The following is a 13,688-nucleotide window of genomic DNA, read 5'->3' as shown; positions in this document are numbered from 1 at the left end:
CCGCCGAATAAGGCGGAAGCCGATTAAAGCTATGTCAGTAGATTATAATATTATTAATATTTTGTCAACCCTGCCTACCGGTAGGCAGAACATCATATAGGCCTAGACTGGACAAAAACTATTATCTTTGCTATCATAGCTTAATTAAGGGATTAAATTTTGGTGGAATAAATAATAAATTTTAATTATTCTTATTGATTTAGAACTTTTTTAAAAAAACGTCTATATAAAAGAAGGAGGAATTAAAATGGCACTTATCAAAATGGAATTCGGTAAACTTGAGAGCGGTTTTTTTCTTCTCAATGATGGCGGCGAGAATAAACTTTTTTTCGCCTACCTGCATGGCAGATGGTCATTTCCTTTTCCAGTGTGTGATGGCAAAATCCAAGGAAAATCAATGCATGGCTACGAGGCGATATGCCCCAAACAGATAATTGAGGTTATTCCTCGTGAAGATTGGGACAAGTTCAGTCTCAACGATCAAATGATTAGGGAGTTTGCCGGTTAGTAGTATGAAACGTTTTTTCAAACGAGCCTTCGTACGTCAAACATCAATCGTACAGGGCTCTTTTTATTTTTTAAAAAAAATCATTTAATAAAGAAGAATAACTAAAATTTATTATTTATAAAACCAGATACAACTTGTTAAATGACCCGAAGGAGCGTTAGCGAAGTGAGAATGCGACGTCTCCTTGAGTTTTAAAAAATAAACTTACCTTATTGAAAGAGCCCTTTTGAAATTTTTTTGACAGCTGACGGGCTGATCTTGCCAAAAATAAACCTCTATGTTAATATATAGTTTAGCAAATACGATCTTCTGAAAGATTGTTTTTAATTCTATAAATCTTATGAAAAAAGACATTCACCCGAAATATTACCCCAAAGCCAAAATGACTTGCGCTTGCGGAAATAGTTTTGTTACCGGTTCAACTTTGCCGGAGATAAAAACTGAAATTTGTTCGGCCTGCCATCCGTTCTATACCGGCAAGCAGAAGCTCTTAGACTCGGCCCGCCGAGTGGAAAAATTCCATGCCAAAGTCGCGGCCAAAGCTAAAACCGCGCCTAAAAGCAAACGAGCCAAACGCGCCACTAAAACCAAAGCTAAAGCGGCCCGAAAAACCGAGAAAAAATAGCTACTCTAAACGGTTATTCTTTTTGCCTGCCTGACGGCAGGCAGGTTGTGCTATAATATAATTATGGCATAATTAAGGGAATAACCGTTTTTGTTATTACTATTATTTAAAATCAAGTTAAAATCACCCCGGGGTTTGGGGTGACGAATTGGCGCCAAGGCTTACAGTAGGAAGATTAATTGGCGTGATAGCCAATTGAGGCACCCCAAAAGTTCCCTGCCTGCCGGCAGGCAGGTTTGGTTACTTTCTTAATTACCCGCCCGCCTCGCAAGCGAAGCGTTGCGGGCGCGGTAAGAAAGTAACCCCTAGCGGAGCGTCACGAATGGAAAAATTTAAAGCGAGTATAATAAAATATTCAAATGAGTATTTGCCTAATAGATAAACTATGCACGAAGATATAATCAAAAAATTTAACGATTTGGAAATCAAGCTTGCGGATCAAAGCGTCTTAAGCGACCCTAAAAAATTAAGGGAAATTTCCAAACAGCATAACGACTTAAAATACGCGGTCGGGTTGATTTTAGAATTGAATAAAAAGCAAACCGAGCTAAGTCAAAGCGAAGAGATGATTAAAAGCGAATCCGACCAGGAATTATTAAAAATCACTAAAGATGAAATCGCCGAGCTAAAACAACAAATTGAAAAATTAACCAACGAAATTAAAACCGAGCTCAACCCGGCCGACCCGAACGATAAAAAAAATATTATTATGGAAATCCGGGCCGGCACCGGCGGCGATGAATCGGCTTTATTCGCAGCCGAACTTTTTAGGCTTTACGCCCATTACGCGGAAAAACAAAATTGGAAGTTAAAAATTTTATACGCCAGCCGCATCGGCATCGGCGGCTATAAAGAAGTCATATTTTCCGTTGAGGGTAAAAATGTCTACGGAGACTTAAAATACGAAGCCGGTACCCACCGCGTGCAAAGAGTGCCGGAAACCGAAAAAGCCGGACGAGTGCATACCAGCGCCGTCACGGTCGCGGTTATGCCCGAAGCCGAGGAAATGGACGTGGAAATAAAGCCCCAAGACATAAAAATTGATACTTACTGCTCTTCCGGACCCGGCGGGCAAAGCGTTAATACGACCTATTCGGCCATTAGAATAACCCATCTGCCAACCGGCCTGGTAGCGACCTGCCAAGATGAAAAATCCCAGCACCAGAACAAAGAAAAAGCCATGCAGATTCTGCGCTCCCGCCTCTATGCTAAAATGGAAGAAGAAAAACAAGCCCGCGAATCCGCCCAAAGAAAACAGCAAATCGGCTCGGGCGATCGGAGCGAAAAAATCAGAACTTATAATTTTCCCCAAGACAGATTTACCGACCACCGCATCAAGCAAAATTGGCACGGGCTGGCGAGGATTATGGACGGAGATATCGCCGACATCATAGAAGCGTTAAAAAAGGCGACAAAATAATTTAGACATCCGACGTCTCCAGGACGTCGGATGTCTTCTAAAAAATGACCATCTCCCAAACTCTTAAATTCGCCATCGCCAAGCTAACCGCCAGCGACATAACCGATCTTCCGCACCTTGAGGCGGAAATTTTATTATCCGCCATTTTAAAAAAACCGCGGGAATTCTTACTGGCGCATGGAGAGAAAAAATTGTCAAAAAAGCAAATAAATAATTATCTAAAATTACTAGCCAGGCGCCTTAAGGGCGAGCCGGTCGCCTATTTAACTGGACATAAAGAATTTTACGGGCTTGATTTTATTGTCAATAAAAACGTCTTGATCCCCAGGCCGGAAACCGAGCTGATGGTTGACGAAGCTTTAAATATCTTGAAACACAACCAGCAGCACGCTACTTTAATTGACGTTGGCACGGGCTCAGGTTGTGTAATTATTACTTTAGCTAAAATATCAAAATCAAAAGCCAACAATTTTATCGGCATTGATATCTCGGCTAAAGCCCTGACCATAGCCAAAAAAAATGCTTACGCGCATGGGGCAAAAAATATAAAATTTCTGCATGGCAACCTGCTTGAACCGATTACGAAAATCCGTAATCAAAAGTTTATTATTCTCGCCAACCTGCCCTACGGCTGGAAAGCCTGGAAAAATAACAGTTCCGCGGATACTATCGGCCTAAAATTTGAACCTGAAATCGCGCTCTATACTGGTAAAAATGGACTCGAACTATACGAAGAACTATTTAAACAAATAAAAGCGTTGCAGATTGCCGGTTACGCGCTTTGCGAATTCGACCCGCGCCAAACTGTCAAAATGAAACAACTCATTAAGCGCAAACTGCCTCGGGCAAACTGCCAAATAAAAAAAGACCTAGCTGGCCTTAATAGATTGGTAATTATTGAAGTTGCCTAGTCTGGCTTGGTAAAATTATTTTTATCGCGCATATAAAATTGTAGCGATTTTTTACAAAAATTATTTAAAATAATTTTTTGTAAAAAACGCCCAAATTTTATCTAAGCAGGAAAAATAATTTTACCAAGCCAGACGAAAATATCTTAATTAAAATTTTGCGCCGTATAGCCGTTCGGCATTAACTGCGCCCAATTAAATTCCAGACATTGCCCGGCGCCATTATTGTTTGTCGGCAGCTCAAAATTGCTCGCTTGCAGAATATAAAAAGAATTCTGGCAGCCGAATTCCCCGGCTGAAAAATTTTGATAGCGATAATAATAGAGGTCATTATTTATCGGATCTCTTACCGGCCTGTCAATTAAGCCTTCTTTCCGCAAAATGCTTAAAAAATCTTCTTCGCCTTTATTATAGCTAATGCTTATATCCCAGCCTTGCCAATCATCGGCCGAATCAGGATATTGGCCGTATTTATCATGATACAAATCCAAGGCTTTTATTAAAATTTTAATATCAGCCCGCCTTTTTATATCTCTAACCTTTGATTTGATCACGTCAAAACCGGATAAAAATATCGCCAGCAAACAGCCAATAAAAACAACCGCCACCAATTTTTGCATCCTATAGCGCGTGACGCCGCTGATTTCCGGCATATTGTTTATTGAAATTGATTTATGGTATGGGATCCGGCCGCGCCCGAGTTGGAAGTAGATTCCAGAAAATAGCTTAAGTCAAATAATTTTTGGCTGCTGCTGACATACCAATAACAGAAACCGTCCGTATCGCCGGCGACGCTAGGGTTAGGCGCGGCGCTCTGCAGTTGGGGCAAAGGGTCTAACGGCACGGTCAATAAAACTTTAGAAGTTTTTAATATGGCGCCAACGCCGGCGCCGGCGCTTAAGCACTCGCCGACCGAAGCCGGATAACCGCCGCTATCGTTTAAATACATGGCTAAAGCGCGCTTGATAGTGGTAATATTGCCCACCCTGACGGCGTCGCGGGAATTTTTCCTCACGATATTGAAAACCACCACCGAAGATACTGTTATAAAACCGATAATTGAAATTACCACCAGAAGTTCAATTAAAGTAAACCCGGTTAAATTGCTTCGCTCCGACCTTGTCGAATTTAATAGGGTAAACCCGGTGGATTTATTTTTATTTAGCCGATTAGCGCTCTTAAATATTTGTTTAAGCATACTTTTATTTTCTCGCCGATACATTATATCAAACGAGAAGAAAATATATTTTAAAAATAATTATTCTTAATATTAATTATACCAGATTTTAACTTAGACCGCAAATTCGTGTATTATCGCCGAATAAAAAAACAACCTTGGCTTAGGCTGTTTTTTATCTTTAAAAATATGTTGGCAAAATTTACTTTTTTTCCGGCGCGGCTTTGGTTTCGGCGCCGGCGCCCTCTTCGGCCGGAGCGGCTGCCTCGCCTTCAACCGGCGCGGCTTCAACCTTGGGGGCTTCCACTTCAATCTTAGTCTCTACCACGCCGACCACGGCTTCGTTGGTTTCCTGGGCTAAAGTTACGCCCTTAGGCAAAACTAAATCATGCAGTCTGATGAATTGATCGAAAACTTCCAATTGGGAAATATCAACGTCAATACCGCTGACTAAGTCTCCGGGCAAACATTCAACTTCCACCGCGTCCATATTTTTTACCAAAGTTCCGCCCAATTCTTTAACCGCTTTAGCTTCACCGATGAAATTCAAAGGAATCTCGGTGGTAATTTTTTTGGTCATATCAACCTGGTAAAAATCAATATGGATGACGCCGTCGGTTAAACTATCGCGCTGAACATCCTTAATAATAACTTTCTCCGGCACGGCCTCGTCGATTGATAAATCAACCAAATTAAACTCACCGGCTACGGCGAAAACTTTTTCAAAATCATGCTTTTTAACTTTGATACTCTTGTTGGCCTTGCCAAAGCCGTAAATAACCGCCGGAATAAAACCGGCCGTTCTGATTTTTTTAGCCTTGCCGTTGCTCTCGCCTCTCGCTTGAGCGTTTAGCTGTACTTTTGTTGTCATAAATTTGCAAATTTTAACGAATTCAAGCTAACCAAACGAATTATCCATTCGCAATATTCGCTCACATTCGCGTATATTATTAGTAGTTTATTTTTGATCTGATAACAATGCTTTCTATCACTCCGACCAGCATTAAGCTGGATATCAGGCCGCTGCCGCCATAACTTAAAAAAGGCAAAGAAATCCCCACTACCGGCAAGATGCCGAGGTTCATACCAATATTAATAAACATTTCAATAAAAATCAAGCTCATGGAGCCTAAAATAAAAAATATGCCGAAATCATTGTTGATTCTTTTCAAGTGATACAGACAGCGATAAAAAAATATACCAAAAAATAACAAAATTAGCAAGACCCCGGAAAAGCCAAGCTCTTCGGCCACGACGGCGAAAATAAAGTCAGTCTGGGCTTCAGGCAGAAATTTCAATTGCGATTGCGAGCCGAAGCCAAGCCCGCGGCCGATTAAGCCGCCGGCGCCAACTGCGATGATCGCCTGCGAGACATTATAACCCTGGCTTAAGGGATTGAATGAAGGATTTAAAAAAGTAATTATTCTCTCTTTTTGATAATCTTGCAAAACGAAATACCAAGCGCCGGAAAAAACCACGGCGAGAATCAAACCTATAACCAAAAGATATTTTTTATTAAAACCGACTAAAACAATCATGGCGAGCCAAAGCGAAAATAGAATAAACGCCGAGCCGAAATCAGGCTGGGCTAAAACTAAAATTATAAATAATAAAGCGCCGCTGAAGGAAAGTAACAGGCGTTTAAATTCTTTGATCTTAGGCGGGACGGAAGAAAAATATTTAGCCAAAAATAAAATTAAAACAAATTTTATGAATTCAACCGGCTGGAGATTAAAACCGGCTAAACTATACCAGCCTTTTGTGCCGCGGATAGTTTGCCCGAAAAATAATACTCCAATCAATAAAACAAGGCCTAAAACATAAAAATACTTGCTATAGCTTCTTAGGCTGTGATAATCAAAACCGGCCAATAAAAAAAGCAGTATCATGCCTAAAATAATAAAAACAATTTGTTTCTCAAAATTAAGCAAATCCAACTGCGACCGGCTTAGGGCGACGCTGTAAATTTCCGCCAAACCGAAGCAGATTAAAAGCAGGACCGAGGTAAACATTATCCAGTCAAAATTTTTAAAATATATTAAGAGTTTGTTGAACATTGATTTAAATTACCAATGACTAATGACAAATGTCAAATCAATGTCAAATGACAAATTTCAAATATGCTTTTGATTTATATTTGTCATTGGAAATTAGTCATTTGTCATTTTTCTTACTTTTCCTGTCCCGTTCCTCCCTCGTACTTTATATATATATTGTCGGCCATTATATTTATTTCCGGGATAATTTCCGCCCTGTCCGCCCGGCCTAAATCTCCGGGCCAGCTGATTTCCACGTATCGTTCCTGCTCTGACATAAAATCATTTATAATATAATGATTAATGCCGGTTATTCGGTCGCCGGCGTAAAGCAAAATAACAAAGCCAACGCTCCAATAATTATAAGCCGTCTGGTTAATGGCTTTAAAGCTTAGCTGATTTAAGCCTAACTTTTCCGATAACGGGCTGGCATAAGCCGGAATAAATTTAAGATCCGTACTGGTAATATTTAAATGGCTGGTTCGGTAAGCGTCCCAATCGGCAATCTCGTGCTGATTAATTCTCTGCCAGCTGATATTTTCCACAACTAATTGGGCGCCTTCCGGATAATAAGGAAAATCTTCGGCTAAAGCCGCCAGATATTTAACCTCATCCGGCAAAATATAGCCTTTATTTTTTTCCGTCTGCCGGCCGGCGGCGGTAAAATAATAATCAAACTCCACCCACCATTTCGGATTATCGTTTTTTAGCCTGGTATAAAGATCGTATTTTTTGTCAGACGACCTGATAATTTCCACCGGCCCGAGAATTAAATCCTTGGCCCCGACTTGCTTAATATAATCATGGCCGACGCTGTTAACCTGCACCATCTGCTTAAGCAAAATATCGTCTTCGCTCATGCCGCGGGCGATATAATTGGCAAAACCATAAATAGTATAAACCCAAGAAACCGCGGAAACTAAAATTAAAAAACCGATTAAAGCCATTCTAAGCTGCTTTTTATGCTCAACATACCATAAGCCGATTTCCAGCTGCTTGGTAGTGATGCCTTCGGTCGAGACATAATTTTTCATTCTGGCCTCAACGTCTTTAGTTTTAATTTCATCTTGATTTAAATTTTGATTGTTATCCATATATGCATATTTTAACATAAATTTAACTCTTGTGGCAAACTAGTTTTAGATGTCCGACGTCCTATGGGACCTCGGACATCTTTGTTGTTAAAAGAGGCCTCTGATATCAATTCATTCTCTTGCCATGCCGACATTTTTTTGCTAAAATTAAGGTATAATAAAAAGCCTAAAGCATTGGCTTTGTTTTCATGTTAAAATGGCTAATAATAAATAAAAAATTCAATATTTATGACAGATAAAAAACCAAGTAAAAAAATCACCGAGCCGGCTTATGACGCCGAATCAATTACCGTGCTTGAAGGGCTTGATCCGGTTCGTAAAAGGCCGGGCATGTATATCGGTTCAACCTCGGCTACCGGCTTGCATCATTTAGTCTGGGAAGTGGTTGACAACGGCATTGACGAAGCCATGGCCGGCTACGCCACGGAAATCGCCGTCACCTTACTGGCCAACGGCATGGTTGAAGTCTGGGACAACGGCCGCGGCATTCCGGTAGGTATGCATAAAGTAACTAAGGTCTCGGCGCTAGAGACGGTTTTAACCAAACTCCATGCCGGCGGTAAATTCGGCGGCGGCGGCTATAAAGTTTCCGGCGGACTGCACGGCGTCGGCGTCAGCGTAGTTAACGCTTTAAGCGAATATCTAAAAGCCGAGGTGCACCGCGAAGGCAAAATCTGGATGCAGGAATACGAGCGGGGCAAACCTTTAAAAAAAGTCAAGCCGATCGGCAATTCCAAAAAAACCGGCACCATGATTACCTTTAAGCCGGACGCGCAAATTTTTGAAACTGTTGAATTCAGCTGGGGCACGATCTTGGACCGCCTGCGCCAGCAAACCTATTTAACCAAAGGCATAACCATTAAAATAACCGACGAAAGGAAAGGCCACCGCGCTAAAAATTATAAATTCTATTTTGAAGGCGGCATTAAAGCTTACGTAAAATCTTTAAACCGCAACAATCAGGTAAAAAACGAAACCATTTTTTATGTTGATAAAGAAATAAATGATTCTCGGGTTGAAGTGGCTTTACAATATAACGACGGCTTTAATGAAACCGCTTTGGCTTTCGCCAATAACATCATCAACCCCGAAGGCGGCACGCATGTGGCCGGTTTTAGAACCGCCTTAACCAGAACTCTGAACAGCTACGCCCGAGGCCAAAATTTGATTAAAGAAAAAGATGAAAATCTGACCGGCGAAGACGTGCGCGAAGGCTTGACCGCCATTATCAGCGTAAAACTGACCGATCCCCAGTTTGAAGGCCAAACCAAAGGCAAATTAGGCAACGCGGAAATTAAAACTTACGTTGAGCAAATTTTCGGCGACAGCTTCGCCGCCTTTTTGCAGGAAAATCCCCGCCAAGCCGAAGCTATAATAGCTAAATGCTTTTTATCGGCCCAAGCGCGCATCGCGGCTCGCACGGCCCGCGCTTCAATTTTAAGAAAAGGCGCTTTAGAGGGCATGACCCTGCCGGGCAAGCTGGCGGACTGTTCAAGCCGCAAGCCGGAAGAAAGCGAACTTTACATAGTAGAGGGCGACTCGGCCGGCGGTTCGGCTAAGCAGGGCCGCGACCGAAAATTCCAAGCCATCCTCCCGCTTAGAGGAAAAATTTTAAACGTGGAGCGGGCGCGCTTGGATAAGATGCTGGCCAACAATGAAATAAAAAATCTGGTTATCGCTTTAGGCGCGAATATTGACGACCAATTTGATTTGGGAAAATTGCGCTACCACCGCATCGTTATCATGACTGACGCCGACGTTGACGGCGCGCATATCAGGACGCTGTTGTTAACTTTATTTTACCGGCATTTTAACGCGCTGGTAACTAACGGCAATTTATATATCGCCCAGCCGCCGCTTTACCAGGTTAAAAAAGGCGCGGCCGTAAAATACGCTTACTCGGATGAAGAAAAAGAAAAAATCGTTAAAGAATTCGGGGGTGGCAAGGAAGAAGCAATAGAAACCGAAGCTAGTGAAGAAGAGCTGGCCGAAGAAAATCAGACTGAAGAAGAAGTTAAAATAAATAAAGCCAAAGCTTCGGTGCGCATCAATATCCAGCGCTATAAAGGCTTGGGCGAAATGAACCCGCAGCAGCTTTGGGAAACTACCATGAACCCGGAAACCCGCATTATGAAGCAGGTTAACGTTGATGACGCGGCTTTGGCCAACGAAACTTTTGAAATGCTCATGGGCGTTGACGTGGCGCCGCGCAAGCACTTTATCCAGACTCATGCCAAAAAAGTGGAAAATTTGGATATCTAAAAATTTACAAATACAAAAAACGCCTCGCATTTTACGAGGCGTTTTTTGTATATTTATTTTCTCTCTTTTATTTTCTCTTTCACCTCTTTTATAAACTCCTCTTTCCCGATTTCTCTGGTTATCTTCTCTCCCCTGTCCCTGACCGCCAGTTTACCGGAGGCTATTTCCCGATCGCCGATTACCAGCATATACGGAACTTTTTCTTGAGCGGCTTTTCTGATTTTATTGCCAACGGTTTCGTCGGTTTCATCAACTTCTACTCTGATATTATTTTGCTTAAACTCATCGGCCAACTTTTTACAAAATTCTACGTGAGTCGAACCGACCGAAACGATTTTAACCTGTACCGGCGACAGCCAAACCGGAAAAGCGCCGGCGTAATGCTCAATTAAAATACCCATAAATCTTTCCATTGAGCCTAAAATGGCGCGATGGATTACCACCGGCGTTTTACTTGATCCGTCAGAATCAATATAATTTAAACCAAAACGACCCGGCAATTGAAAATCAAGCTGAATGGTTGCTAATTGCCATTCCCGCCCAATTGTATCTTTTACTTTTACATCAATTTTCGGTCCATAAAAAGCGCCATCGCCTTCGTTAATTTGATATTTTAGACCGGCTTTTTCTAAAGCTTCTTTTAAATTATCTTCCGCTTTATCCCAAACCGACTTTTCTCCTAAATAATTTTCCGGCCTAGTTGATAGATGTATTTCATCAATTTGCAAATTAAATATTTTATATATGGTTTTAACTTTGCCTAATAATATTAATATTTCATCGAGTATTTGATCCGGCCTTAAAAAAATATGGGTATCGTCCTGCGATAAACTTCTAACCCTAGTTAGGCCATGAAGCGTGCCTGATTTTTCATTTCGATAGAGGGTGGTCGTTTCGGCTATTCTTAAGGGTAAATCACGATAAGATTGGATATCGCGCTTAAAAATAAGCATATGCGCCGGGCAATTCATCGGCTTTATCCCAATGTCAGTATTATCCTCGGCATGATGCAGGCAAAACATATCAGCTTGATAATGTTCCCAATGGCCGGAAATTTTCCAAAGTTCTGAATTTAATAATTGCGGCGTCCTGACTTCCCGATAACCATCGCCGTAAGAATATTCTCGCACAAATTTAATTAATTCATTTAATATAATCATGCCGTTAGGCAGGAAAAACGGCATGCCCGGAGCAACGTCATGCATCATAAATAAATTTTGCTCTTTACCGATTTTTCTGTGGTCGCGCTTTTCCGCTTCCGCTTGCATTTTAATATAATTTTCCAGCTCCGACCTGCTCGCGAAAGCCAAGCCGTAAACGCGAGTCAGCATTTTATTTTTCTCGTCGCCGCGCCAATAAGCGCCGGCTAATTTCTCAAGTTTCCAGCTGCCGTTTTGAACCTGTCCGGCTGATTTTAAATGCGGGCCGCGGCATAAATCTTCAAATTCGCCCAATTTATAATAACTGACGGTTTTCTCGCCGGCTTTTTTCAAATCTTTTATCATCTCTTCCTTATAAACCTGCCCGCTCTTTTTTTCGCGCGCTAAAGCCTTGGTAACTGGCAAAGAAGATTTTTCAAAAGGCAAACCAGCCTTAATGATATTTTTCATTTCCGCTTCAATCTTCGTTAAATCGCCGTCGCTGATTTTAATTTTGCCGAAATCCACATCATAATAAAAGCCGTTATCTACGGCCGGGCCGATGGCGAATTTCGCTTTAGGGTATAATTTAGCAACCGCGGCCGCCATAATATGCGACAGTGAATGCCGCATAATTTCTAGTTTGTCATTTTTTTCTTCTGGCATATTTTTTGTTTAATTATTTATAATTACATTTCTGTTGGGAGATAAAATTAATTATTTTTTAATTTAAAAAGCTCGCCTCGAACATCTAAAAAATAAATGTTCGGGGCGAGCTTTGAAATTAGCCCGTGGTTCCACCCGACTTCTTTCGTTTAAACGAAAGCTCTTTAAAAACGGCTTAGATCCGCTAAGCGGATTCCACTTAAGGACTATGGCTGGTAACCATAGCAATCGCCTTTAGATAATATTAGTATATTTTAAAAAATAAATATTGTCAATTATTCATGGTTGGAAAAAATTGTTTTTGCCGCGCATACGAAATTGTAGCGACTATAAGGAGCCCAAATTTCGTCTAAGCCGGAAAAACAATTTTTTCCAGCCATAGCATATATGCAGGATTGCCGGTCAATCTCGGGATGACAAAAAAATTTACTTCTTTATTTCTATCTCAATCCGGTCAACTAAATTAGGCGCCTTTTTCACGAACGAAGGAAAAAAATCTATTTGATAGCCGGCCACTTCCGGCAGTCCGTTTAAATAGGTTTTCAACTGCTCGTAATCCAGCCCGGTTAAGTTATTTTTCTTTATTATTTTAGCGCTGTCTTTTAAAGCCGCCTGCGCCATGGAATCAATGTTAACCATGGCCGATCCCCGGCTTATGTCAAAACTGGCCAAAGCATAAGACATATCTTGCTTGTCAAATTTGGAAACTTCCTTATCATCGGCCAAGGCCGCGGCCAATTTAGCCTTAATCTGATTGTAAATTTCATCATCGTTAAAAGCCACTACCGTCACCATGGTTTTCATTTTAATCGTAAATTTTTCTTTGGCTTCGCCAACCTTGCCGTTCACTTCCTGCGTCACTGAATTATTGTCAACCGCGAAAATCGACTGGTCATAATCGCGGTAGGCCTCTTCAACCTGGCTTTTGGCGTTAGCTAAAAGATCATTTTTTAACTGGCTGACCGCGTTATCAATATCGCTTTGCCCTATGATATATTTAACCTTTTGGCTGTAGGCCATCGGCGCTTGGCTCTGGGCGTATATTTTATCCTGAAGGCCGGCCCATAATCCCGGTATGGTGAATTTGCCCGGCCCGACCGCCATTTCCGGCTTAGCCGTATCGGCATAAATTTCCGCCTCCACCCGGCCTCCGGCCGGAACATTAACCGTGTTCTTCAATCTGAAAAGCTTATTGTCCGAGCTTAACAGCCTGGTAGTCGCTACCAGCGGCTGATTTTTTATATAATCATTAATAATCGTAACTTTGCCGGCTACCTCTTCGCCTAGAATTTCTTTGCCGCTGGCGCTAAACTCTCTGGATAATTCCACCGGCACCTGTTTGACTACGCCATATATCTGATCCTGGCCGAGAGCGGCCAAAGCCGCGCCGGCTTCATTGTCCAATACTTCTATGGTTGAACTGTCGGTAATTTTTTCTTGAGCCGGAATAATTACAATAGTTAGCTTGGCCAAGCCGAAATACAAAACGGCCGCGACCAATAGCAAAGTTAAAACAATAAAACTGAAAGCGATTTTGCGATAGCTATTTTTCGGCTCGCCCGACTTTGAGGCTAACGGTTTTTTTTCTATTTTAAATCCGGCTTCCGGTCTTGCCGGCGCGATATTTAAATCATCGTTTAAGCCGAAAGGCGGTTTTTTCGCTCTGGCTTTTCTGGCGGTTTTAATTTTTGCCTTCTTAACGGCTCCGGCCTTAGCCGAGGCGATTGTTTTTTCTTCATTCATATATTTATTTCTCGCAACTCATAGCCCACAACTCGCAACGCAAAATAAAAATTTTGTGATTTACAAGCTATGAGTTATGAGTTGCGAGTTATGAGTTACGAGATTATTTT

At 41.6% G+C, this 13,688-nt stretch carries 12 protein-coding genes; 5 read left to right on the top strand and 7 right to left on the bottom strand.

The annotated features are described in order from the left end of the window. Positions 1–247: 247 nt before the first annotated feature. The 4 genes from WC639_00220 (at position 248) to prmC (ending at position 3,464) form a co-directional block, all read left to right on the top strand. Positions 248–508, top strand: coding sequence for a hypothetical protein (locus WC639_00220; protein MFA6306225.1), 261 nt, complete (start codon positions 248–250; stop codon positions 506–508). A gap of 340 nt (positions 509–848) precedes the next feature. Then, positions 849–1,133 carry a 50S ribosomal protein L31 gene (rpmE, locus tag WC639_00215; GenBank protein MFA6306224.1) on the top strand — a complete coding sequence of 95 codons (285 nt, stop codon included), beginning with the start codon at positions 849–851 and terminating at the stop codon, positions 1,131–1,133. A 385-nt stretch (positions 1,134–1,518) separates the two neighbouring features. Beyond that, complete coding sequence (gene prfA / locus WC639_00210) at positions 1,519–2,553, top strand: peptide chain release factor 1 (protein MFA6306223.1); 1,035 nt, start codon at positions 1,519–1,521, stop codon at positions 2,551–2,553. A gap of 44 nt (positions 2,554–2,597) precedes the next feature. Further along, positions 2,598–3,464: a peptide chain release factor N(5)-glutamine methyltransferase gene (gene prmC, locus WC639_00205; protein ID MFA6306222.1), complete on the top strand. Its 867-nt coding sequence runs from the start codon at positions 2,598–2,600 to the stop codon at positions 3,462–3,464. A gap of 143 nt (positions 3,465–3,607) precedes the next feature. Here prmC and WC639_00200 read toward each other — a convergent pair whose 3' ends face one another. From WC639_00200 to WC639_00180, 5 genes are all read right to left on the bottom strand, one after another. Further along, on the bottom strand, positions 3,608–4,114 hold the full coding sequence (locus tag WC639_00200; GenBank protein ID MFA6306221.1) for a hypothetical protein: 507 nt from the start codon (positions 4,112–4,114) through the stop codon (positions 3,608–3,610). 5 nt (positions 4,115–4,119) lie between these two features. After that, a complete protein-coding gene (locus WC639_00195; protein MFA6306220.1) occupies positions 4,120–4,659 on the bottom strand; it encodes a type II secretion system protein in 540 nt (179 codons plus the stop codon). 181 nt (positions 4,660–4,840) lie between these two features. Continuing rightward, entirely contained in the window at positions 4,841–5,509 is a 669-nt protein-coding gene (locus WC639_00190) for a 50S ribosomal protein L25 (protein MFA6306219.1), read from the bottom strand. 79 nt (positions 5,510–5,588) lie between these two features. Continuing rightward, entirely contained in the window at positions 5,589–6,695 is a 1,107-nt protein-coding gene (locus WC639_00185) for an FtsW/RodA/SpoVE family cell cycle protein (GenBank protein MFA6306218.1), read from the bottom strand. 113 nt (positions 6,696–6,808) lie between these two features. After that, positions 6,809–7,768, bottom strand: coding sequence for a hypothetical protein (locus WC639_00180; protein MFA6306217.1), 960 nt, complete (start codon positions 7,766–7,768; stop codon positions 6,809–6,811). Between the two features lie 228 nt (positions 7,769–7,996). Here WC639_00180 and gyrB point away from each other — a divergent pair, with 228 nt between their 5' ends. Further along, entirely contained in the window at positions 7,997–10,030 is a 2,034-nt protein-coding gene (gene gyrB, locus WC639_00175; GenBank protein MFA6306216.1) for a DNA topoisomerase (ATP-hydrolyzing) subunit B, read from the top strand. Between the two features lie 53 nt (positions 10,031–10,083). Here the strand turns inward: gyrB and thrS are convergent, their stop codons facing one another. Further along, a complete protein-coding gene (gene thrS, locus WC639_00170; protein ID MFA6306215.1) occupies positions 10,084–11,835 on the bottom strand; it encodes a threonine--tRNA ligase in 1,752 nt (583 codons plus the stop codon). Between the two features lie 426 nt (positions 11,836–12,261). Next, entirely contained in the window at positions 12,262–13,578 is a 1,317-nt protein-coding gene (locus WC639_00165) for a hypothetical protein (GenBank protein ID MFA6306214.1), read from the bottom strand. Positions 13,579–13,688: the final 110 nt, after the last annotated feature.

It is taken from the genome of Patescibacteria group bacterium (assembly GCA_041662965.1).
Lineage (GTDB): Bacteria > Patescibacteriota > Patescibacteriia > Patescibacteriales > GWC2-42-12 > JACPHD01.
Note: the sequence above shows the minus strand (reverse complement) of the source record. Positions and strands in the feature narration are given on the sequence as shown.